This window comes from Acidimicrobiia bacterium (assembly GCA_040878325.1).
Lineage (GTDB): Bacteria > Actinomycetota > Acidimicrobiia > Spongiisociales > UBA11373 > JAUYIV01.
Map to the genome: position 1 here is coordinate 19,305 of JBBDMM010000011.1, position 23,202 is coordinate 42,506.

21 protein-coding genes and 1 tRNA gene are annotated in these 23,202 nt (G+C 66.8%); 10 read left to right on the plus strand and 12 right to left on the minus strand.

All coding sequences use genetic code 11. The annotated features are described in order from the left end of the window. Positions 1-147 precede the first annotated feature (147 nt). A complete protein-coding gene (locus tag WD184_06470) occupies positions 148-921 on the plus strand; it encodes a GNAT family N-acetyltransferase (protein ID MEX0826376.1) in 774 nt (257 codons plus the stop codon). Between the two features lie 15 nt (positions 922-936). On the opposite strand, the gene WD184_06475 is transcribed toward WD184_06470, so the two are convergent. The 5 genes from WD184_06475 to WD184_06495 are packed head-to-tail and all read right to left on the minus strand — an operon-like array spanning position 937 to position 6,411. Next, entirely contained in the window at positions 937-2,184 is a 1,248-nt protein-coding gene (locus WD184_06475) for a DUF4010 domain-containing protein (GenBank protein ID MEX0826377.1), read from the minus strand. A 2-nt stretch (positions 2,185-2,186) separates the two neighbouring features. Continuing rightward, a complete protein-coding gene (locus WD184_06480; GenBank protein MEX0826378.1) occupies positions 2,187-2,447 on the minus strand; it encodes a UBP-type zinc finger domain-containing protein in 261 nt (86 codons plus the stop codon). Between the two features lie 59 nt (positions 2,448-2,506). Next, on the minus strand, positions 2,507-3,901 hold the full coding sequence (locus WD184_06485; protein ID MEX0826379.1) for an ATP-binding protein: 1,395 nt from the start codon (positions 3,899-3,901) through the stop codon (positions 2,507-2,509). 2 nt (positions 3,902-3,903) lie between these two features. Continuing rightward, entirely contained in the window at positions 3,904-5,535 is a 1,632-nt protein-coding gene (locus WD184_06490; GenBank protein ID MEX0826380.1) for an FAD-dependent oxidoreductase, read from the minus strand. A 45-nt stretch (positions 5,536-5,580) separates the two neighbouring features. Beyond that, on the minus strand, positions 5,581-6,411 hold the full coding sequence (locus WD184_06495) for a metallophosphoesterase (GenBank protein ID MEX0826381.1): 831 nt from the start codon (positions 6,409-6,411) through the stop codon (positions 5,581-5,583). A 235-nt stretch (positions 6,412-6,646) separates the two neighbouring features. Here WD184_06495 and WD184_06500 point away from each other — a divergent pair, with 235 nt between their 5' ends. Both WD184_06500 and WD184_06505 read left to right on the plus strand, forming a co-directional pair. Beyond that, positions 6,647-7,615, plus strand: a complete 969-nt coding sequence (locus WD184_06500; protein ID MEX0826382.1) for a pyridoxal-phosphate dependent enzyme — start codon at positions 6,647-6,649, stop codon at positions 7,613-7,615. A 116-nt stretch (positions 7,616-7,731) separates the two neighbouring features. Beyond that, entirely contained in the window at positions 7,732-9,186 is a 1,455-nt protein-coding gene (locus tag WD184_06505; GenBank protein ID MEX0826383.1) for an NAD-dependent succinate-semialdehyde dehydrogenase, read from the plus strand. Positions 9,187-9,203: 17 nt separating this feature from the next. Here the strand turns inward: WD184_06505 and WD184_06510 are convergent, their stop codons facing one another. Then, complete coding sequence (locus WD184_06510; GenBank protein ID MEX0826384.1) at positions 9,204-10,388, minus strand: hypothetical protein; 1,185 nt, start codon at positions 10,386-10,388, stop codon at positions 9,204-9,206. 65 nt (positions 10,389-10,453) lie between these two features. Continuing rightward, complete coding sequence (locus tag WD184_06515) at positions 10,454-11,509, minus strand: class E sortase (GenBank protein MEX0826385.1); 1,056 nt, start codon at positions 11,507-11,509, stop codon at positions 10,454-10,456. Between the two features lie 274 nt (positions 11,510-11,783). Between WD184_06515 and WD184_06520 the strand changes: the two genes are divergently transcribed. Further along, complete coding sequence (locus tag WD184_06520) at positions 11,784-13,271, plus strand: calcium-binding protein (GenBank protein ID MEX0826386.1); 1,488 nt, start codon at positions 11,784-11,786, stop codon at positions 13,269-13,271. Positions 13,272-13,365: 94 nt separating this feature from the next. Beyond that, on the plus strand, positions 13,366-14,283 hold the full coding sequence (yedA, locus tag WD184_06525) for a drug/metabolite exporter YedA (GenBank protein ID MEX0826387.1): 918 nt from the start codon (positions 13,366-13,368) through the stop codon (positions 14,281-14,283). Here the strand turns inward: yedA and WD184_06530 are convergent. Beyond that, complete coding sequence (locus tag WD184_06530) at positions 14,280-14,699, minus strand: HIT family protein (GenBank protein ID MEX0826388.1); 420 nt, start codon at positions 14,697-14,699, stop codon at positions 14,280-14,282. The genes yedA and WD184_06530 overlap by 4 nt on opposite strands. Positions 14,700-14,770: 71 nt before the next feature. Between WD184_06530 and WD184_06535 the strand changes: the two genes are divergently transcribed. Genes WD184_06535 through WD184_06545 form a run of 3 tightly spaced genes read left to right on the plus strand, consistent with a single transcriptional unit; the run spans position 14,771 to position 18,112 of the window. Next, positions 14,771-15,970 carry a calcium-binding protein gene (locus WD184_06535; GenBank protein MEX0826389.1) on the plus strand — a complete coding sequence of 400 codons (1,200 nt, stop codon included), beginning with the start codon at positions 14,771-14,773 and terminating at the stop codon, positions 15,968-15,970. Positions 15,971-16,010: 40 nt separating this feature from the next. Next, positions 16,011-17,300: a hypothetical protein gene (locus tag WD184_06540; GenBank protein MEX0826390.1), complete on the plus strand. Its 1,290-nt coding sequence runs from the start codon at positions 16,011-16,013 to the stop codon at positions 17,298-17,300. After that, complete coding sequence (locus WD184_06545) at positions 17,297-18,112, plus strand: hypothetical protein (GenBank protein ID MEX0826391.1); 816 nt, start codon at positions 17,297-17,299, stop codon at positions 18,110-18,112. Before WD184_06540 ends, WD184_06545 begins: the two co-directional genes overlap by 4 nt. 4 nt (positions 18,113-18,116) lie before the next feature. On the opposite strand, the gene hmgA is transcribed toward WD184_06545, so the two are convergent. Then, positions 18,117-19,406, minus strand: a complete 1,290-nt coding sequence (gene hmgA, locus WD184_06550; protein MEX0826392.1) for a homogentisate 1,2-dioxygenase — start codon at positions 19,404-19,406, stop codon at positions 18,117-18,119. A 64-nt stretch (positions 19,407-19,470) separates the two neighbouring features. Between hmgA and WD184_06555 the strand changes: the two genes are divergently transcribed. Further along, positions 19,471-19,544 (plus strand) — tRNA-Val (locus tag WD184_06555). Between the two features lie 262 nt (positions 19,545-19,806). Next, positions 19,807-20,076 carry an antibiotic biosynthesis monooxygenase family protein gene (locus tag WD184_06560; protein MEX0826393.1) on the plus strand — a complete coding sequence of 90 codons (270 nt, stop codon included), beginning with the start codon at positions 19,807-19,809 and terminating at the stop codon, positions 20,074-20,076. A gap of 37 nt (positions 20,077-20,113) precedes the next feature. Here WD184_06560 and WD184_06565 read toward each other — a convergent pair whose 3' ends face one another. From WD184_06565 to WD184_06575, 3 genes are all read right to left on the minus strand, one after another. Beyond that, positions 20,114-20,818 (minus strand): hypothetical protein, encoded by a 705-nt coding sequence (locus tag WD184_06565; protein MEX0826394.1) that lies wholly within the window; start codon positions 20,816-20,818, stop codon positions 20,114-20,116. 32 nt (positions 20,819-20,850) lie between these two features. Beyond that, positions 20,851-22,416 (minus strand): LCP family protein, encoded by a 1,566-nt coding sequence (locus tag WD184_06570; GenBank protein ID MEX0826395.1) that lies wholly within the window; start codon positions 22,414-22,416, stop codon positions 20,851-20,853. A gap of 63 nt (positions 22,417-22,479) precedes the next feature. Then, positions 22,480-23,070, minus strand: coding sequence for a hypothetical protein (locus WD184_06575; protein ID MEX0826396.1), 591 nt, complete (start codon positions 23,068-23,070; stop codon positions 22,480-22,482). Positions 23,071-23,202 lie beyond the last annotated feature (132 nt).

Genomic DNA, 23,202 nt, shown 5'->3' on the forward strand with positions numbered 1-23,202 from the left:
TTGGCCCCCCCCCGGCCTCGCTGCGCTCGGCCCGCTACCCGCTTCCCGCTTCCCGCCAGGCCGCAGCAACTTCTTGCCGGCTGCGGGTAGCGGGAAGCGGAAAGCGACTCCCATCCGTTAGCTTGTCACGGAACTCAGGAGGTGCCGTTGAGATCCGGATGCTTTGCCTGCGAGGTCGTGGTGGAAGGCGACGATGCGGAGGCGGTTGCCGATCGATTTGTCGAGCACGCCGCCAAGGACCATGACTGGTCCTATCCCGAGCATTCCCTCCGCAACTACGCGATCAACTACGCGGCGGCCGTCGAGCGGGTCGATGGCCCGACCGAGCGGCTGAGCGAGATCGGTGAGGTCACGGTGCATCCGGCCACCGCCGATCGCATCGACGACTGGCTGCGTCTCTTCGATCACGAGCGCTTCGCCGGCAACCCGGACTGGGCGTCGTGTTACTGCCGGGAGCCGCACGAGCCCCCGGCTGCCGACGACCCGGAACGCCTGTGGAGCGACAATCGGGCGGCGATGATCGAGCGGCTGCGCAACGGCAGCACTTTCGGATATCTCGCTTATGTGGATGGCAAGGTGGCCGGCTGGGTGAATGCCTCCACCCGGGACACCTACGGGAAGCACCACAGGCCCGAGCCCGACGGTCCCGACCCGTCGTCGGTGGTCGGCGTCTCGTGCTTCGTGATTTCGCCGCCCTACCGGAAGCACGGGGTAGCCGGGGCCCTGCTCGACCGGGTGATCGCCGACACCGGAGCCAGGGGAGGATCCTGGGTCGAGGCGTATCCCCTCCTATCGCCGGAAGCGGGTGACCCGGGGAGTTTCCGGGGACCGCGCCAGATGTACGACGCCCGGGGGTTCGAGCCGGTCGATTCCCGGGAGACCGAGACGGTGGTGCGCCGGCCGGCCGATCGACCGGCGTGACCTAGCGGCGGACCGTCACACCAGGAACCAGGCCGCCACGGCCCCGACGGCCGCTGGCAACAGGATGGCGGCAACCCGGATGCCCAACGACTTGGAGCCGAGCACCATCGACAGGCCGGCCTTGACGAGGGTGTTGACGGCCACCGCCGCCATCACCGCTTTGGCCCCCGTGTCGACCGGCACCGTCCCGCTGCGCACGAAATTGGCGGTCGCCAAGGTGATCGCGTCGACATCGTTGATGCCAGAAACCGCACCGACCGCACTCAGCGATGCCTGCGACACGTTGTCGATGAGGGCCTTGGCGACGAACACCACGGCGCCATACAGCGCCCCGAACTGAAGGGCGCTGGCGAGCGTCACCGGATTGCGGATCTTCAGGTCGGAGTCGGCCGTGTCGTGGCGCGTCGATCGGCGCCAGGTGACGGCTGCCGACCCGATGACCGCCACGAACAGGGCGGAGAGGGGGATGACCAGACGACGGCCGAGCTGCGGCTCCACCACGAACGCTTCGATCAGCACTCGCGCGTACATCACGCCAGATGCGGCCAGGATCCCGGCGGCGAGAGACCCGGTCACTTCGGGCGACCGCCGACTCATCCGGGCGAAGCCGAGAGTCACCGCGGTCGACGACACCAGACCGCCGAGGAGCCCGGTGGGGGCCAGGCCCCGCGGGCCGAGGGCACGGAGCGCCACATAACCCGCCAGCCCGATGCCGGCGACGAACACGACCATCAACCAGATTTCGAATGGGTTGATCGCCTCGAAAGGCCCGAGGTTGCGATTCGGCACGAGCGGCAGGATCACGGCAGTGAGGACGCCGAAACGCAGTAGCGCCCGCAGGTCCTCGTCGGTGAATCGGCCAACGACCCCGTGAATCCAGACCTTGGACTGGAGGAGGGCGGCGACGCCGACCGCCAGTGCCAGCGCGGGTACTTCGTGTTCGGTCCACACCAGGACGCCGATGACGAAGGCAGCGAAGGAGGCCGCCTCCGTCGTCGTTCCGGCTGCGCCGCCGCGTGCCATCGAGTAGTACTCCACCACCAGCAGCGCGACGAATCCGGCGGCGGCCACGGCGAAGGCCGCCCGACCGATCTCTGCGCCCATGAACGCCGCCCCGGCTCCCCACACCGCGTAGAGGGTGAACGTCCGCATCCCGGAGAACGCCATGCTCTCGCTGCCGCGAGCCACCTGGCGTTCGAGCCCGATCAGCGCACCGAGGGCCGCTGCCAGCAGGAACCGCAGGATGACGGTGGTCTCATCCACCTCTAGGAGAGGGTCTCGACGGCCGGAGGTGAGAGGTTCCGCCCCATTCCATCTGGATAACACCACGCCCAATCCTCACCAGGTTCGAGCGTCCGTACCACGGGGTGCCCGGACGCTTCGACATGCTTGCGAGCGTGCTGGTTCTTCGAAGCCTCGCAGCAGCCGATGGCGCGGCACTCGACGCAGAATCTGAGGTGCACCCACGTGTCGCCGAGGGCAAGGCACTGCTCACATCCCCCTTCGGGGCGGGGGTCGATGGGCATCGCCAGGAGGTGCTCGCACTTGGGCGGCTTGGAGGGCTTCTCCTTGCGGCGTCTGATCCTCATGCGGGGGGTCCTTCGACGGGGAGTTCCACCCGAAAGGTAGTGCCGTCGGGTCCGGTTTCCTTCACCAGCACGTTGCCGCCGTGACGCTGGACGACGATGGAGAATGCGATTCCCAGACCCTGCCCGGTCCCTTTGCCGGGCTCCTTGGTCGTGAAGAAGGCGTCGAAAATGCGCGGCTGGACCTCCGGGGGTATACCCGGCCCGTCGTCGGAGATCTCCACGACCACTTGGTCCTCCTCGCGAAACGCCCGAACCGCGATCTTCGCGCCGCCGTGCTCATGGATCGCATCCGCCGCGTTGTCGAGAAGGTTGGTCCACACCTGGTTGAGTTCGCTTCCGTAGGCCGGGATCGGGGGAAGATCCTCGAATTCGGTCACGATCTCGATGTCCTTTAGCTTCGACCGCAGGATCAAGAGGGTGTCGTTGATACCGGTGGTCACGACGACATCCTGGATGGGTGCCTGGTCGAGATAGGAGTAGTCCTTCATCGACTTGACCAGGGTGAACACCCGGGTGGCGCCCTCCTTGGTCACATGGATCAGGTCATGGGCGATTGCCCCGGCGGTAATCAGGCTGACTGCCCGAGACAACACTTGCCCTGTGAGCCCCAACGCCTCCAGTGCCTCAGGGTCGACGCCGATCTCGACCAGAGCCGACGCATGCGACCACGCCTCTTCGACGCCTTGTTCCTCGAGCCACGCCTCCAGCGTCGACTCGACGTCGCTGCGGGCGAGGGGGTCGGTCGGGGTGGGTGCGGGACGGTTCCCGGCAGCCAGGCGCTCGAGGAGGCCGGTCACGCTGGGCGGTACGCCCTCCGCGCCGAACGCCGACCGTGCCTCCACGTAGCGGTCGACTGCTTCGCCGAGCTCCTCGGCTGCACGCTTCACCGCCGAGGCCGGGTTGTTTATCTCGTGGGCCAGGCCGGCGCTGAGAGTGCCCAGTTGAGCCATCTTCTCGCTATGGCGGACCAGGGACTCCGTTTCACGCCACCGCCGGAGCAGCACGCCGAACATCGCCCTGGCACCCTTGGGACTGGTTTCGAGAACCCGGTCGAGACTGGCCTTCTGGATCTCGAGCAACCGGGAGTCGGTGCGGGCGCGCACGGTGGCGGATCGCGGCGCCGGGCCGATGATCGCCGCCTCCAGCGGCGCCATTTCCCCGATCACGTCGCCCCGGGTTCGCACTGCCACGAGCACTTCGCGATTCGCCGATTGCTTGGTGATCTCGAGGGTCCCGTCGATCACCACGTAGGCATCGTCGCCAAAGTCGCCCTCTTGGAACAGCTCGGTGTCGGCGGCGAGGGCGACCTCCCGCGAGTCCTTGGCGAGCGCCTCGAGGTCGGCATCATCGAGATCGGAGAAGAGCGATACGGCCCGGAGGAGTTCGAGCACGGTCAGACCGTGCCGAGGTACTGATGGACGAAGCTGATACACACCGAACCCTGACCGACCGCCGATGCAACCCGTCGCACCACCCCATGGCGAACGTCGCCTGCGGCGAATACACCGGGGATGCTGGTCTCCATCAGGTAGGGATCGCGCTCGAGCGGCCATTTCTTCATGTCGAGGTCGGTACCCGTGAGGATGAACCCTTGCTCGTTGACTGCTACCAGATCCCTGATGAAGTCGGAGTGGGGTCGGGCGCCGACGAACACGAAGACGGCGGCGCACTCTCGTTCCACCCGGTCGTTGCCTTCCATCAGGATCACGCCCTCCAGTCGGGTCTGGCCGAGCATCTCGACTATCTGGGTGTCGAGCAGGACCTCGATGTTCTTCGTGGCCCGAATTTGATCGACCAGATACTGCGACATCTTCGACTCGATGCTGTTGCCGCGGACCACGATCGTGACGGTGCTCGAGTACCGGCTGAACATCATCGCCGCCTGTCCCGCCGAGTTCGCCCCGCCGATCACGAACACCGGCCGATCCCGGTAGGTGGACGCCTCAGAAATGGCGGCGCCGTAGAACAGCCCGGCGCCGGTGAACTTCTCGTACCCGGGCACTTCCAACGTCCGCATGGTCATACCCGTGGCGACCACGATCGCCTTCGACGCGATCTCCGTACCGTCCGAGAGGGTGGTGATCTTGGTCGCTTCATCGACCCGAACCGATCCGACTTCGCCGGCGGTCACGATCTCGGCTCCGAGCCGCAGCGCCTGCGTGGTGGCCCGTCGGGCAAGATCGGTACCGCTGATGCCCTTGGGGAACCCCAGGTAGTTCTCGATACGCGAGCTGGTACCGGCCTGCCCGCCGGTCGAGTCACGCTCGAGGATCGTGACGCTGAGCCCCTCGGACGCGCCGTAGACGCCGGCAGCCAGTCCGGCGGGGCCGGCCCCGATGACGACCAGGTCGTAGAAGGGCTTCTCGGCTTCGACCCGCATTCCCACCTGCGCCGCGAGGGTCCGCCGGTCGGGCTCGACCAGCCTGGTTCCATCGGGCATGAGGACCACCGGGATGTGGTTCTCGGCGGCGGAGGCGATGGCTGCAGCCTCCTCGTCCCGCTCGACGTCGGCGAAGCGATACGAGATCTGGTTGCGGGCGAGAAAGTCCTTCACTTCATGGGTCAGCGGAGACCAGGTGGTGCCGATCACCCGGATACCTTCGTATGGCAGTTCAACAGTCTGGTTCCACTCGTCCAGGAGGTCATCGAGCACCGGATACAGGTGGTCCTCGGGTGGATCCCAGGGCTTCATCAGATAGTGGTCGAGACCCACCTGGTTGATCGCCTGGATGGCGGCCTCGGTGTCGGCGTAGGCGGTGAGAAGCACGGTGCGCGCCTGTGGGTAGATACGGGCTGCCTTCTCGAGGAAATCGGTGCCCGTCATCTGCGGCATGCGCTGGTCGGCCACGATCAGTGCCAGTTGGTCGCCCCGGCCCTTGAGTCCATCGATCGCTTCCAGCGCCTGAGCGCCTGAACTGGCGCGGAGGATCCGGTAGTCGGCGGCGTACTTCGTGCGCAGGTCTCGTTCCACCGCCGCCAGCACCTGGGGGTCGTCGTCGACGGTGACAATGAATGGTTTGGCCATGGTTGCCTCAGGTGGTCAGGTTCGATGATCTCACTTCGGACAGCCCTAGTCGGGGTCGAGCGGCAAGTAGCGGTGGGATATGCGCCCCTCTTCCGTGATTTCGATCAGTCGGAAACCCGACGGGTCGCTACCGAGGGGATAGCCGACCGGGCCCGAGGTGACCACTTCGAGGTCGCCGTAGCTGGCGATGTTGTTGCGGTGCCAATGCCCGGCGATCGACAGGCGAACCCCGGCGCGGCGCATCTGCTCGACGAGAGGGATCCGCCTCTCCGTCGGGAGGTTCCAGTAGTTGTCCTCCTCGTGGAGGCTTTCGAGGAAGAGGGGGTGGTGCCCGACGACGATCGGCGGCTCGCTCGAATCGAGCGCGTCGGCGATGAACTCCCGCTGCGCAGCCCACTCTGCCGGCGCCGATTCGGGGTGGTCGATGACCACGGTGTTGAGGACGACGAACGACACCGGGCCGGCCCGAAACGTGTAGTAGTCGTCCCCGTAGACCGCCCGATAGGCGGCGATGCTCGCCGGCGTCGGCACGACCGTATCCGCGGCGATGTCGTGGTTTCCGGGGGCGAATCGCATCGGGATGTCGGGGTCGAGATGGGTCGAGATTTCTAGGAAGGTGCTCAGCTGATCCTCGCTGTTGGGATCGTCGATCATGTCGCCCCCGAACAGCACCAGATCGGGCCGTAGATGGTTGGCCGCCCCGACCGCCTTCCGGTACATCGCCGCGTCCCACTCGTGTCCCTGGGTCGGTGGCACCGCCTCCACGTACATGCCCTGAGCCGCGTATTGGGCCGCCGCTTCTTCGGACAGGCCACTGAACGAGGCGTACAGGCCCAACTGGCTGTCGGCGAGAAACAGCACCCGGAACGATTTCATGGCAGTCGCCTCAGGGGGTGCTCGATAGATCGGCGCGTAGTGAACACGGCGGCAGAAGCGTAAAGGATTCGCTGCGTATTCCTGATAGGCGAAGGTCTGGCAAACCTAGAGTTGCGCAATCAGGCGATTCGCGTCCGCGAACCGGAGGAACCGAATTCATGGCCATAGGTGACGTAACCATCGCGCAGGCCGACAGCGACGGCACCACGATTCCGGGCCCGTTCACCGTATCCGGGTGAACCACCCCACCATCTCCGAGGTAACGGCTGCCGCGGCGCGAATCGCCGGAATCGCCCGGGTAACCCCGCTGGTCGTGTCGCCGTCTCTGTCGAGATTGGGCGGGCCAGTGCGCCTCAAGGCCGAGTGCCTGCAGGAAACCGGGTCCTTCAAGGTGCGTGGCGCGGCCAACGCCCTGCTGTCTTGGGACCCCGAATCGGTGGCCGCCGGGGTGGTGGCCGTCTCGAGTGGCAACCACGGCCGGGCCGTGGCCCATGTGGCCCGTCTCCTCGGCTTCCCCGCCACCGTATGCGTCTCGGCGAGGGTCCCGGCGAACAAGGTCGAGGCCATCGAGGGTCTTGGTGCTCGGGTGGTGGTCGGAGGGCCCGATCAGGACGACGCCGAGGCGGCCGCTCGTCGACTTGTGGCCGACGAGGGCCTCGCGTTCATCCATCCCTTCGACGATCCCGCCGTCATCGCCGGGCAGGGGACCATCGGCATCGAGATCCTGGATGCATTCCCCGACTGCGAAGCGATCGTGGTGCCCCTGTCGGGTGGGGGCCTGATATCCGGGATCGCGGTGGCCGCCAAGGCCATCTCGCCTGGCATCAGTGTGATCGGAGTGAGCCAGGAGCGCGGCCCGGCGATGCATCGAAGCCTCGCCGCCGGCAGCCTCGTCGGCGTGGTCGAGGAGGACACCCTGGCCGATGCCCTCGCCGGGGGGTTGGGAGAGGAGAACCACCACACGTTCGAGATGTGCCAGGCACTGGTGCACGACACGGTGCTCGTGTCCGAGTCCGAGATCGCCACCGCGATGAAGTTTCTTCACGACGATCACGGTTGGCGGGTAGAGGGTGGGGGAGCGGTGGGAGTTGCCGCCGTTCTGGCGGGCAAGGTGGCGACCCCTGGTCCGACAACCGTGGTCGTCAGCGGCGGGAACGTAGGTGACGACGTGTTCAAGCGGGCACTAGATGCCGCCCGCGGATGAGAGCGCGATGCGCGATGCGGCCCACCAGTGGGCGTACCCTGGGGAGGCGCGCCTTCTTCTGGGGGCTGGGGACTGGGGACTGGAGACTGGAGACTGGAGACTGGAGACTGGATCAGATGAATCTCGTAGAACGGCTCGTGGCCGACGGCAAGACCGGCCTCTACATCGGCGGGGAATGGCGCCAGGGTTCGGCCGGCGGGACGATCGATGTGCGCGATCCTGCCTCGGAGGAGATCGTGGCGTCGGTCGCCTCGGCGAGTCCCGAGGATGCGCTCGCCGCAGTTGCCGCCGCGCACGACGCCTTTGAAGACTGGGCCGACCGTGCTCCCCGGGACCGGGGTGAAATCCTCCGCAAGGCATTCGAACTCCTCCTCGATCGCGAGAAGGACTTTGCCGAACTGATCGTCACCGAGAACGGCAAGGCGTTCCCCGATGCGATCGGCGAGGTGCGGTACGGGGCCGAGTTTTTTCGGTGGTTCTCGGAGGAGGCGGTGCGCAATCGCGGCGAGATGTATCGGGCGCCGGCGGGCGACAAGCGGGTCTTCGTCGTGTACCAGCCGATCGGGGTGTCACTCCTGGTGACGCCGTGGAACTTCCCAATGGCAATGGGCACTCGCAAGATCGGACCTGCCCTGGCGGCTGGGTGCCCGGTGGTCCTCAAGCCGGCCTCCGATACACCGCTCACCGCCCTGGCCCTGGCTGACCTCCTCGAAGAGGCTGGGTGCCCGCCAGGGGTAGTGAACGTGATTCCGTCCTCGTCCTCCTCTGCGGTGGTCAACACCGCGATGGCAGACAGCCGGGTGCGCAAGCTGTCGTTCACGGGATCGACCGAGGTGGGAAGAGTGCTGCTGGGGGAGGCAGCGAAGAGGGTGCTCAGCGTGTCGATGGAGCTCGGGGGGAACGCTCCCTTCCTCGTGCTGGGAGACGCCGACCTCGACGCCGCCGTCATCGGAGCGGTGCAGGCGAAGATGCGCAACGCCGGTGAAGCATGCACCGCGGCGAATCGGTTTTACGTGCACTCCACGGTGGCGGACGAGTTCGCCTCTCGGCTGTCGGCAGCCATGGAGTCGATGCAGGTTGGGGGAGGCATGGAGCGGGGTACCGAGGTGGGTCCGCTGATCAATGCCTCGGCTCGCGACAAGGTCGCCGAGTTGGTCGACGAAGCGGCCATGGAGGGCTCGGTCCTCACGGGGGGAAAGGCGCCCGATCGCAAGGGCTACTTCTACCTGCCCACCGTCATCAAAGATGTTGCCCGCAGTGCGGGCATCCTCGCCACCGAGATCTTCGGCCCGGTTGCCCCGATCGTGCGGTTCGACGACATCGACGACGCGGTCGAGCAGGCGAACGGCACCGACCTGGGGCTGATCTCGTACGTCTTCACCGGCGACGAAAGGATCGGGCTGTCGATCGCCGAGAGATTGGAAGCAGGGATGGTCGCCCTCAATCGAGGGTTGATCTCTGACCCGGCGACGCCGTTCGGGGGCGTCAAGGAGTCGGGGCTGGGGCGTGAGGGCTCGCACCACGGGATGCAGGAATTCCTCGAGACGAAATACATCGGCGCCAACTGGTAGCCCCGAGCGCTGCGCGCCTACCGCGTGCGGACTTCGTTGACCCCGGCGCCACCGCGCACCTTGTCACCGGCGGACGCCACGATGAGGTCGTTCCCGCGGCCGCCAGAGAGAGTGTTGCGGCCGGCCCCTCCTTCGATCACGTCTCTGCCTGACCCGCCGATGATTCGGTCGTCACCATCACCGCCGTAGATGCTGTCATTGCCGCCGCGGCCGCAGATGACATCGTTGCCGCCGAGACCGTAGATGGTGTCTGCCCCGCCGAGCCCGACGATCACGTCGCGCCCGTTGGTCCCCTTCAACACATCTGGCCCGCTCGTGCCGAGGATGGTCGGCTGGAGTCCCTTGCACAGTTGGTATGTGCGCACGATGGGTCGAGCACCGGAGACGAAGTCGACTCCGACGTTGAATCCGTTGACCTTGACGAGCGCTTCGTTCTGGGATCCCGCGAGCGAACCGCCGGAAGCCGAGATGACGCGCTTCCCGTCGGCTACCTCGATCGCGTAGCCGCCGCCGGCGTTGGTCTTTGCCTGCCGGCCTCCGGCGGTGACGGTCACCCCGAGGAGACCCTCACCGAGGTCCATTCGGCCGTTGCGGTTGTCGTCCGAGTAGACGACCCCGGTGACGAAGAGCAGCGGGTTGTCTCTCATGCCGGTGTGGACTGCCCAATAGTTCGACGAGTCGCTTCGCCCCACTCCGATTTCGAGGTAGTCGGCGAAGGTGCCTTCTCCGAAGATGTGGCGCCGGTGGGAGGGTGAGTTGGCGAAGCTGCCGACCACCCGGATCGCCACGCTGCTGCCCGAGTTCAGCGACTCGATGTAGTTCGCATCGTCGGACCACCACGACGGCAGCGGATAGCCCGCGTCGCGCGCCAATTTGTTGGGCCACTTTCCGGTGGCCGCGCTCTGGTGGGCGAAATAGCCGAATCGTGCCATCTCGTTGGCCTTGAAGGTCGCCGACTCAGCCAGGGCCTGGTTGAGGGCAACCGGTGGCTGGGGGAGCACGTCGGACGGCACCGACGAGTTCGTCTCCGCACCGAAGGCGGCGGGACCCCAGCGGGCCCGATTGATCTCATATACGACGAGTTGTGCCTCGACGATGGGATCGATCGCTGCATCGGCCTCGGGGGTGTGAAATGCCGCTGCGGCGACCAGCGCCAGGGCTGTTACGAGGACGAGCAGGCTGCCACGGAGAGTAGTCATCATGACTACTCATCGGAGAGGTTCCCCGTGAGCTTGAACAGAAAATGGTGAGGACCCGTCTGCGGTGACTAGCCCGCAGGGGTGGAGGTCGACTCGAACGGGAGCGGCTGACGCGGTCCCGCGTACAAGGTGCCGTACACCTCGGCGACCTCGTCCGCGTTGGGCCCTTCGACGAGCTTGGAGAACACGATCATCCGCTGTTGTGAGGTGTACTTCGGGTGGCAGGTGATCAGCGTGAGCCAGGCTCCGTCCATCGGCTGCACCACCCAGGTGTCGGTTGGCCGCACCAACTCCACCGACACCACCTGGTAGGTGTGCACCCCGATCAGCGTCTCGACGGTGAACCGATCTCCCGGGGCCATTCGGTCGAGGTTGCCGAACGGCCCGCCGTAGGTGGTGCGGTGGCCGCTGATGACGGCGTTCCCGTACTGACCAGGCATCGGAGTGCCCGGCATGTGCCCCGGGCCCTTCTTGAGATGACTCGGATTGACCCCTTGAACGACCACCCAGTCGATCGATGCGGCGGGGATCACGATCCGTCCGAGTGCCTCGCCATTCGGCGGGTCCGCCTCGAACATCCACCCCGCCAACTGGGTGGGGTCGTTGATCATCGGGGTCGTTTCGACCGGAGCACCGAAGATCACCGGGACGTCTTCCTCGGTCTCGAAGTCGCCCTCCACCACCGACTCCACGTCCGAGGGCGCGGCGTCAGGGTCGAAGGCCGCGGCGAGGAGGCCGCTCGCGGCGAGGGACTGCCGCTGGACGAACTGATCGCGCAGATCGTCCTGAGCTCGGGCGGCGGCGCGATCGGACACCACCACCGACGAGAGGCTGTAGAAGACCGCGCCGCCACCAGCCAGCAGCAGGAGGAGGCCGGCGATCAATGGGACGATGAAGCTTCGGCGCCTCGGCGTTCCTTCCGACGCTGAGTCGTCGGGAGGTTCGGTGGAGGTTCCTTTGTGAACTGAGACGGGGCGCGGCGTCGGCGACTGCTTCTTGGTCGATGCGGTGGAGGCACGTGCGGGGCGCTTGGGCGCGACGATGCGCCCGTCGAACACGCCGATGTCGGCCGACTTGTCGTAGGTCAGCGCCGCCGACCCGGTCTCGGGGACTTTCGTCGCCATGACGGTCGAGACTACTCGGAGTGGCAGGGAGTGGAGAAGTTTTCTCGCTCGATCAGCGAGCTCGGTCTGGGGGTGCCTGCCAGCGATCGCTCCCAGGAAGGCGGTCCGGCGGCGCACAGCCCCGGTATTTGCCACGCAGAGCGCGCGGTGACTATGATCCGTGGCTTCAAGGAGGGGAACGCCAGGGCCTTGGGCCCGGCAGCGCCGATTCAGGACCGCCGCTTGCGGTCGGGCGGGGCGTCGGATCCGGGCTCCGAACCAGGAGCTAGGTGTCATGTCGGCAGTTGTTCATTCGCAGCGGGGGCGGGTTGGTGGCGCGCTCATCTTGGTAGGGGCGATGCTGCTTGCGTTCGCCGGCATCGTCGTCATCGGTGCGGTGCCCGCTTCGGCTGCCGCCGGCGACGCCTGCCTGCTGTCTCCTTCCGATGGTCCCTTCGACTTCGACCCCGGCAGCGGCACAGTCACCTACAACGTCATCAACGGCACCGCCGGTGACGACAACATCTCCGGGACGACGGGTGACGACCTCATCTATGGCAACGGCGGCAACGACACCATCAACGCCCTCAGCGGCAATGACATCATCTGCACCCTCGGTGGCAACGACACGATCAACGGGGACAGCGGGAACGACAGCATCTTCGCCGGCGATGGCGACAACGATGTCGACGGCGACGCCGGTGCGGACGTGATCGTGACCGGTTCGGGCAACGACACGATCCAGGGTGGCGAGGACTCCGATGACATCGACGCGGGCGACGGCGACAACGATGTCGAGGGCAACAGTGACGCCGATGTGATCGTGACCGGTTCGGGCAACGACACGATCCAGGGTGGCGACGGCGCCGATGACATCGACGCGGGCGACGGTGACAACGATATCGAGGGCAACGGTGGGGCCGATGTGATCGTGACCGGTTCGGGCAACGACACGATCCAGGGTGGCGACGATGCCGACTCCATCACCTCCGGGGCTGGCAACGACGACATCGAGGGCAACGGGGGCGCCGACTGCATCGCCGCCGGGGCGGGCATCGACGTCATCTCCGGTGGAGACGGGGCTGACCAGATCTCCGGTGGGTCGGGCAACGACGCCATAACCGGCAACGGAGGCAACGATCAGCTCTCGGGAGGCGCCGACGACGACACCCTCACTGGGAACGCTGGTGCCGACGTGTTCGACGGCGGACCCGGTACGAACATCTTCGTCGATTTCAACGCCGTTCAGGGGGACATCGAGGGCACTGCCACTGTCAGCTGTGCCTCCGCGGAGGACACGACCGGTACCACGACTACGACGATCGCGGGGGGGTCGACGACGACGACGTTGGGTAGCGGCAGTACGACGACGACGTTGGGTAGCGGCAGTACGACGACGACGTTGGGTAGCGGCAGTACGACGACGACATTGGAGTTGGGTGACGGGACCACGACGACGACGTTGGGGAACAGCACCACGACGACGGTGCTCGGCCCGGATACCACGACCACGACGGTGGCGGGTACGACCACGACCGTCGGCGATGGCACGACCACGACTGCCGGCGACGGCACCACCACGACGGTGTTGGGCCCCGACGAACCGACGACCACGACGACGGTTGGTGGGACCACCACGACCGTGCTGGGGCCGGACGATCCCGAGTTGCCGAACAATGGCGCCGGGCACCTGCTGGCGATCCTGCTCGGTGGGCTCGGGTTCGTGTTCATGGGCAGCGGCTCGCTGGTGATCGCCACCGAGCGCCGTCGCCTGTTCCGCTAGACCCTGAAATGCCCGACTGGGGCCGGCGCCGCAAGGCGGCGGCCCAGTCGCGTCGCCTGCAACAAATCGGTCGCTCCGGCGGTTGTTGTCGGTTGTGACCCACGCCATTCGCGGCGAGCGCTTGCTGGTGCCCTTGTCGCTCGCGCTCGTGTACGTGGTCTGGGGCTCCACCTATCTGGTGCTGCGGTGGGGCCTCGAGGGCTTCCCCGCCTTCGTGATGAATGGCATTCGCCTCGTGGTCGCCGGAGGGCTGCTCTACCCGATTGCACGGCGGCGGGGAAGGGCACACCCGACGGCGGTGGAATGGCGTAATGCCGCCTTCGTGGGGGCGGTGCTCTTCATCGGCGGGCTGGGATTGGTGACCGTGGCCGAGGACAACGGCGTCGGTTCCGGCCTGGCAGCATCGGCCGTGGCAGTGATGCCGCTCTGGGCCGCCCTGTGGAGCGGGCTCTTTGGTCGCTGGCCGAATCGACTGGAGTGGGCCGGGCTGGTCGTCGGCTTCACCGGAGTGATCCTGCTCAGCCGCGAAGGAGATTTCCGGAGCAGCGGGCTGGGGACGCTCCTGATGGTCTTGTCCCCGTTTCTCTGGGCGTTCGGGTCGGTGGTGTCCTCGCGATTGCGCATGCCGCAGGGGCTGATGGCATCGGCCGCCCAGATGCTGACAGGGGGCGCGGTGCTCATCGTCGCCGGGCTGGTCCGGGGGGAGCGGATCGAGGAGATGCCAGGGCTCGGCCCATGGCTGGCCCTGGCGTATCTGACGATCTTCGGATCGCTGTTCGCCTATACGGCGTACGCCTATCTGCTCTCACACACCAGACCGGCGGTGGCGACCTCCTACGCCTATGTGAACCCGGCAGTGGCGGTGGCGCTCGGGGTGACTCTTGGCGATGAGGTGATCGGGGTGTGGGCCCTCGTCGGGTTGCCCATCATCCTGCTGGGGGTCGCCCTGGTCGGCCTCGCCCAACGGCGTCCCCGGGTCGTGGCTCCGGCGCCGGGTGGCGCCGCCACCTAGCCGGTCGGCAGGGCGTTCGCGATTTGGGAGCCGACCCGGAGGCGGTGGGCATCGTCGTCGTAGCGAGTCCGGGGCCAGAAGAAGCCCCGCAGTCCGTCGCCCTTCGACCGGGGGACGACATGGACATGGAGGTGAGGCACGCTCTGGCTGATGGTGTTGTTCATCGCCACGAAGGTGCCCTGGGCATCTAGACCCACCCGCACCGCGATCGCGAGGCGCCGGGCGGTGATGGCGAGGTTCGCCGCCAATTCATCCGGTAGATCCTCGAGGGTGTCGAAGTGGCGGCGAGGAACCAGCAGGGTGTGGCCGATGAACACAGGTCGATTGTCGAGGAACCCGATGAACTCCGCCTCATCGAGTACCAGGTCCGCCGGCTGGGCGCCGTCGACGATCGCGCAAAAGGCACATTCGGTCACGGCATGACGCTACAGGACGCATAGTGACCCGCCCCTGGCATACTCGGTCGCCGACCACCCGCCAGGAGAAAATGCGGAAGACCCGACGGATCGTGATTCCCGGCGCGTTGCTGGCGCTGCTCCCCATCATCGGGGTAGCCGGCCAATCCTCCGCCGGCGCGGACAACGTGACTTGTTTCGGGGAGGCGGCGAACGTGATCGGGACCGATGGCTCCGACACCATCGATCTCCAGGATGGCAGTCATGGCCCCGGGCCGTTCGTCGTGGCGACGTTGGGCGGGAACGACGTGGTGTTCGGGTCCGATTCTGCCGACACCGTGTGCCTCGGCTCGGGTAGCGACCGATTCGAGGGTCGTGGCGGTGCCGACCGGGCCTCGGGAGGGCGCGGCGGCGACATCTTGATCGGAGCCGATGGGCCCGATGCGTTTCGTGGCGGCAAGGGGGGCGACCGATTGATCGGTGGCCCGGGTAGCGACGACCTACGCGGCGGCAAAGGCCAGGATCACATCGATGGCGGCTCGGGCGACGATCTCATCAAGGGCGGCCTCGGTGATGACCGCCTCAACGGGGGAGACGGGTCGGGGGCCGACAGTGGGGTCGACGACATCCGCGGGGGCCGGGGATTCGATCGGCTGTGGTCGGACTGGAGCCACTTCGACGGCGACGACGACAGCATTCTCCGCGGTGGGCAGGACTACGACTACTGCGCCAATGGGGCGGAACAGCATGGCTGTGAGCGCCTCCACTACCAGGCGTCCTCCTTTTCGGCGGCCCGCGAGGAGTGGCGGGACATGATCACCGACACCTTCGGCCGATGGGGTCTCGACGAGGAGGACTGCGCCGTCGTCAACAGTGAGGAGCGCTGCGTCGGCCCCCAGATCGAGCAGGCCCTCGACGTGCTGGTCTGTGAGAGCTGGGGCTTCCCGTTCGCCCTCGCCGGCAGCACCGGCGTCTCTGGACTGTTCCAACACCGCCCCGAGTACTTCCCAGGACGGCTCGCCAATGCCATGGCCGAAGGATGGGTGGTCTACGACTGGCCGGACAATCCCAGCATCTTCGATCCCGAGTTGAACGCCATGGTGTCGGCGTACCTGGTCTGGCGATCGCGCGAGGTCCAGTTGGGCCGGATCGCCTACCCAGGGTACGAGTCGGGCCCCCCATACCTCAGCAACTGGGCGAAGGGGCCCGAGCCGTGGGGGCACTGGACGTGCGGGGCGCATCGCGGCTTCTGGGATTCGTCCTGGGTACATCCGTCGTTCGACGGAGTCTGAGCGGAGCACACCCCCGGGTATGCCCATATCATCCGGCGCCATGACTCCAGACCTGGGCACGAGGCGCCGCCTCGCCATCCTCACCATCGCCGTCGCGATCGCCGGCGCGACGGTGGTAGTGGCGTTGCCCGCCGGCGCCGCGGTCAGCCTCTCCGAAGTCGAGGCGGCCGAGCAGGCGCTCGATGACGCCGCGGCAGCCCTTGCCGCGTCCGAGGCCGATCTGGCCGAGGCCGAATCCGAGCGGAGCCGACTCGACTCCATGCTCGCCCGTCTGGCGGACCGCGAATCGGACCTCGAGGACGAGGCATCGGTCCATGCCCAGTCGGTACGCGCTCGTATCGCCCGGATGTACATGGTCGCCCAGTCGGGATCGTCCCAACTGGTCGTCACCGATGTCGCCTCCTTCTCGTCCCGTGTCGCCTACCTGGGGGCGATCGCGGAGCGCGACCGATCAGAGGTGATCGACCTGGCATTCATCGGCGCCGATATCGTCCACCTCCGAGCCGAGGTGCAGGAGGCCATCGGCCATTGGGAGGGCGAGATCGCCACTCGTGCCGTCGTCGTTGCCGAGCGCCGCTCGGTGCATTCAGAGGTGAAAACGCGGTTCGATAGCCTCCGGGAACAATGGGAGCGCGAGGAAGCCGCCCGGCAGGCGGCCCTGGAAGCCGAAATACGCCGTCAGGAGGAGGAGCTCGCCAGCCAGACCACCTCCACCGCGGGCCCCACCACCCGTCCCAACTCGACCACCACCACCGTCATCTACCCCTATGTGCCGAGTGAAGGCGTCGAGCAGTGGCGGTCCCTGGTGAACGAGGTGTTCGGGCGCTGGGGCCTCAACCAGACGAAGTGCGCGACCCGTGACGGCGTCGAGTTCTGCGTCGGCTCGCAGGTCGACAACGCTCTCAACGTGATGCAGTGCGAGAGCGGAGGCAATCCGATGGCGCGCAACCCCTCATCGGACGCCTCCGGGCTGTTTCAGCACCTTCCCTTCTACTGGCAGTATCGGGTCGATCGGGTTCGCTCGCTCCATCCCGACAAGTCGGGCGGGCTGCCGGCCGACGCTTCGATCTTCAACCCCGAGTACAACGCCACCGTGGCCGCCCTCCTCGTTTGGGAGTCGCGGGAGACCCTTCTCGGCAATCGCAGCGGCGGTGGGTGGAGCCCGGCGGTGTGGCCAGAGTTCAACTTCGATCGGTACGACGAGGTGGGGCGCGGATACAGCGTATGGGGCCTCGGCCCTGGTCCCTGGGGCCACTGGTCGTGTGGGGACCGCCGGGGGGTCTACGAGGGCGCCTGGATCCACCCCTGGGCCCAGCAGCAGCAGCCGTGACGAGCTTCTGGCAACGGTTCCGCTCCGCGGCTCAGGTACGGCAGCGAACCTGGGGTGAGCCGCGTTCCGCCAACGGGGCGTCGTCGTTCCATCTCGTCTGGGAGGTGCCGCAGACGCCGCTGATCGAGGTGTCGGCAGTGCTGGAAGTGCTGCAGCAGCCGTCAGTGCGTCGCCTGTACTTCTTCGCCCTTCAGGTGAGCTTCGCGTCGGATCGGCGGCTGCGCGGCGGTGCCCACCTCGGCCTTCAGTGGAACCCCGCCTTTCCCGACTCGACCGCGGCCAATTGGGGCGGATACGGGCCTGCCGACGGAGCCTCGCGCCTGCTGGTTGGCTCGCGGTCGCCGTTGAAGAGCAGCCGCAACGACGTCAACACCCGGGACTTCGTCTGGAAGGCGGGTCGGCGCTACCGGCTGCGAGTGGCGCCGTCGCCCGACGGGCCCCCGGATGTCCACGCCTGGCGGGGGACCATCGCCGACCTCGAGGCCGGGGTCGAGGTGGTGGTCCGGGATCTCTACACGGATGGCGCGTATCTGACCGCGCCGATGGTGTGGAGCGAGGTGTTCGCCCGGTGCGAGCAGCCGTCGGTGTCGGCCCGGTGGTCGGACCTGCGGGCGGTGGCGGCATCGGGAGAAGACGTGCGGCCGCAGCGGGTGCGGGTCAACTACCAGTCGCGGGCCGACGGTGGTTGCGACAACACCAGTGTGATCGTCGACGAACTCGGCCTGGTCCAGACGACCTCGGTCGAGCGTCAGATTCCCCAGGGGGCGCTGTTGCCCGTGCCGGGTAGCGTCCGGCCTCCGCGGGAGGGCTGAGGGTCTACCGCCCGAAGCGCCGCCGCAGGCTCGCCCAGACCTCCTGATAGTCCTCCTGCAGTGCGGGGAGGGTCGAGGCGTAGGCGGTGGGGATCAACGGATACCGGGTCTCGAACATGAAGGCCAGGGTGCCCTCGAGCTTCTGCGGCTCGAGGGTGGCATTGGTGGCGCCCTCGAAGGCCTCGTTGTCGGGCCCGTGCGGCCAGTACTGGTTGTGGAGGCTGAAGCCGCCCGGGTTGAACCCTTCCAGCTTCGCGTCGTAGACCCCGTGGATCAGCCCCATGAACTCGCTCATGATGTTGCTGTGGTAGTAGGGCGGCCGGAAGGTGTGCTCGGCGACCAGCCACCGGTCGGGGAAGATCACGAAGTCGAGGTTGGCGGTCCCCGGTCGATCCGACTGCGAGGTGAGCACGGTGAAGATCGACGGGTCGGGGTGGTCGAAGGAAATCGACCCGATCGTGTTGAAGCGGGCGAGGTCGTACTTATAGGGGACGTGGTTTCCGTGCCATGCCACTACATCGAGCGGCGAGTGGTCGATGTCCGAGGCAAAGAGGCGTCCGTCGAACTTCACGAACACGGTGGCGGCGCCCTCGGTCTCCTCGTACGCCGCGGTGGGGGCGAGAAAGTCGCGGGCGTTGGCCAGCCCGTTGGCGCCGACCGGCCCCCGCTCGGGAAGATCCAGGTACGCCCCATAGTTCTCGCACACGTATCCCCGGGCGTGATCGCCCATCAGGTCGACCTTGAACTTCATCGCCCGGGGGATCAGGCACACTTCTCCGGGGACGGCTTCGATGACGCCGCACTCCGTGGCGATCCGCAGCCCCCCTTCCTGGGGCACGATCAGCAGCTCGCCGTCGGCGTTGTAGAAGTAGGTGCGGTCCATCGACTTGGTCGCCAGGTAGATGTGGGCCGCCATCCCGTACTGGCCATGGACGTCGCCGTTGGTGGCGATGGTTCGCAGACCGTCGAGCCAGGTGAGCGGGCCGGCCTCCATCGGAATCGGGTCCCACCGGAGCTGCCCGATCGGCGGCTCGGTTTCCCGGTTGGGGGCGGTGCGGAGATGCGGATGGTCCACCGGACGCAGGTCGTGGACGTGCAGCACCGACGGCCGCATCCGGTAGAACCAGGTGCGGCGGTTCTCCGCCTTGGGGGCGGTGAAGGCGGTGCCGCTCAACTGCTCGGTGTACAGGCCCCGGGGAGGCTTTTGCGGGTTGTTCTGCCCCACCGGCAGTGCGCCCTCGACGGCTTCCGAGGCGTGCTCGTTGCCGAATCCGGACATGTACTCGATCGTCATCCCGCTCCTCAGTCGTGGGAGGGGAAGGATAGAAGCCGACGGCGGGCGTTAGCCTTCGGCGCTCGGGCGCTTAGCTCAGTTGGCTAGAGCGCTTCCCTTACAAGGAAGAAGTCGGGGGTTCGAATCCCTCAGCGCCCACGGCAAACTCGCCCTTTGGGCGAGTTGCTTGGGAGTTCGGCTTGCCGAACTCCAGGGAACTCCTTCCTTTGGGCGAGTGTCGTGGGCGCCAGCGCGCAGCGCCTTCCCTCTGGGGGCCGTTCAATCGCCACGGAGGCTGGCTGCCCTTCGGGCAGCTTGGGACTTCGCTTCGCCGAACCCCAGGAAACGCCCTTTCGGGCGGGTTGCCGTCCTCCGGAGGATGCGCGCTAGGGTCGAAGGTCCGACAAGGCGAAGGAGCATCATGATCACCGCTGTGATCTACCTCGACACCTCTGACCCCGACGGACTCGGCGCCGCGCTGGGTACTACCGCGCCTCTTTTCGAGGATGTCGCGGGCTTTCACGGTATGGATCTGCTCCGGGGGATCGAAGACTCCGATCGGTTGCTGATCCTCGCCAGGTGGGATTCAGTGGGTGATCATGAAAAGTGGCAGGAGTCTCATGTAGGTGAGTTCCTCGGGGCGCTGGGTCCCCACCTGTCGGGTCCACCCGACATCAAGCATTACGAGTAGCCCCCGGTCCGCCTCTGAAGGCGAGGAAGGTGGCCGCTCACCCTCCGGCCACTCGGGCCGCGATCGCTTCCGCCAAGTCGAACGTGGCGGCCTGGCGGGCGTCGTCGCCCACGACCATGCCGATGCGGACGAACTGGAGCAGGTTGCCCTGGGTCCAGATCACCCCGACGACCTGGAAGTCCGGGCCGGTGGCGAGCACGGCTGCCGACCGATCACCCACCGAGGACTCGAGCGACTCGGCCGCGGTCAGCGCCCCCGGCTCGAGGTCGGTGATCGCGGCGATAAGTTCGGTATCCATGAATGACGATTCGATCAGATCGAGAGCCACGGAGGCACCGGCGGCGTCGGCGAACAGGTGGGCTCCCGTGATCACCAGGGCCCCCTCTTCGATGAAGGCCGAGAAGGATCCGGCTTGGAAGCCGGCACCCTCATAGACCGGGCGCTCCTCGGGGAAGTTCTCGATTGGCCAAATGTCGTCGAGGGTCAGGGGGAACTGCTGGGCGCCGACGATCGGCACCACCCATGGATCACCGTCGGTGAGCACTGCCATCGGGAGGTCCTCCGCGGTGAATACGGCCGCCGGGGGAGCGCTGGTGGTAGTCGCTTCCGGCGCGGTGGTCGTGGTGGCAACCGCGCCAGTGGTACTGACCGCGGCTTGGCTCGTGGTGCTGGCCCCCGATCCGCCCCCGCACCCGAACGCCCCCGTCGACAAGACCAACAGCCCAATGATCGATCGTCTCATGTGCCCCTCCTCTGATACGCAATGCTACGGACTCAGTCGCCGTCCGGCATCCCGCAGACTTCGTCCAGCGGTTGGAGGTTGAGTGCCTCCGCTGCCTCGAGGGGCGGGAGAGTGGTGGCGATCTGGACCCGGTCGCGGATCAGGTCGACGTTGGGGACGTTGTACCCCTCCACCTGGTAGGCGACATATGAGGTGAGCGTTCCGGCGAACTCGGGGGCATTGGGGATGAAGCGCATCGACACGATCTGCTCGGTGTCGACCTTGGCCAAAAGGCTCAGGAAGTCGGGGAACCGGGCGACCGGGATGTCGGTGATGACGCTGCTCTCGATGGCGGGAACCAGGCTCGGCAGCTCGCGGAGTAGCGACACCGGATCTGCTTCACGGGCGAGCGCTTCGAGCACACACCGCTGGCGTCCCATTCGGTCGAAGTCGTCGGCGTCGTGGCGGGTGCGGGCGAATGCCAGGGCGTCGTGACCGTTCATCCGGTAGGTCCCCGGCAGGAATTCGATTTCGATCAGGTACCCATCCTCATGCGGATATTCCGCGTCATAGATCCGGCGGGTCACTTGGATCTCCACCCCACCGAGGGCGTCGATCATGTCCACGAAGCCGTGGAGGTTCACCATGGCGAAGTAGTCGATCTCCAGCCCCACGAGATGGCCGAAGATCGTCTTGGCGGCATCCCCCCCGGTGTTGGCGCCGTCGAACAATGCCGGGTTCTGGAGGCCGTAGGCGTAGATGCCCCAGACCAAATTGCTCGGATCTCCCCACAGCCCATCGGGCCACTCCGAGTAGGCCGGGTGGTCAGCAGGAATCGGAGTCCGCACGAAGTTACGAGGGATCGAGAACATCGCGGTCCACCCCGTCTCGGAGTCGATGCTCACCACGATCATCGTGTCGGTCCGCACTCCGGTGCGTCCTGGACCCGCATCGCTGCCGAGAAGCAGCACGTTGACCCGGTCCTCGCCCTCGAACGGATCCGGTCGAGTGGTGGTGGTCGTGGCGGGGGGAGTGGTCGTGCTGGTGGTGGTCGCCCCGGGAATCGTCGGGGCGGGTCTGGTGGTGGTTGGGGCAGCCGTGGTGGTGGTCACCTGATTTGGGTCGGTGGTGAAGTCGTGGGTGAGCAGGTCGTGCAATGCGAGGTTCCTCTCACCGACCCAGCCGTGGGGGATGGCGGTGGCGATGAGGATCAGGGCGACGCCGAAGGAGAGGCCGAACAGGATGATCGGTCGGTCGTCCGGTGCGAGGTTGCGGGCGTACATGAACGAGTCGACCACCACCGCCGCCCGAAACGCCACCAGGATGAAGTTCACTGCAAGCAGTGCGATCAGCAGGCCAGGCTTCTCGAAAAAGGGCCGGGCCAGGTCGAGCGCCAGGTCGACTCCCGTCACGTAGAACACCATCGCGAACAGCACTGCCGCAGGGACGACGAACACCGCGGTTATGCCGATACACCACCAGGCTCGTTTGCGGTCGCCGGCGTAGAGGTGACCGAGGCCGGGCACCACGGCGGATAGCAGTGCGGCTACGAGGGGTTTGGGGCGGTGCCCCCTTGGTGAGGGGAGAGGACGCCCGCCGGGCCCGAGGCGAGTGGTCATTCGACCGTCAGATTACGGGCAATCGCGGGAGGGTCGTCGCAATTGCGATGGGGCTTCGGCGGCTCATGCCTCCTCGAGAAGGCCGATCCGCTCGGCCACAACGATCGCCTCGGCGCGGGTGGCGACTCCAAGCCGCTCGTACAAGTCGTGGAGCTTGCGAAACATGGCCCGCTCCGAGTACCCGGTGTCGTCGGCCAGGCGGGCCACCGTCGAGCCGCCGGCAAGTGCGATCAACCAGTCGGCTTCGTCCTCGTCGATCTCGGGTCGGGGAGCGTGGAGGTCCGGCCATTCGGACGCGAGCATCCGGGTGATCTCGGCCGGCAGGCGGGTGCGGCCCTCCAACGCGGCTTGAAGCGCTTCCACGATCTCGCCAGGATCGGCATTCCAGTCGACAGTGCCGGTGGCTCCATGCGAGTACGCGTGAGCGTGGGCCTCGGGTGTGGGTTCGGGAAGAAGCGCCACCACCACGACTCCGGCCGCGGCGAGATCGTCCACGCTTTCGCACCCATCGGGGAATCGCAGTGTCACGAGAGCGGCCCTCGGTGACTCCTCGATCCCCACCGGGACGAAACCAGAACGCTCCAGAGCGGCATCGATACCTCGCCGAAACGACGCGGCGAGCTCGACTACCGCGATGGTTGGTGCGTTGCTCATCGTCCTCGGAAGGGTAGCCCTTCGACGGCGTGGTCCTGCCATCCGACGGCGTCATCGTGCCTATAGCGCGGCCCGCGCCGGGGGGTAGTTGGACTGCGATTACACCGATGTGGTTTCGCTCCGAGAGCCCGC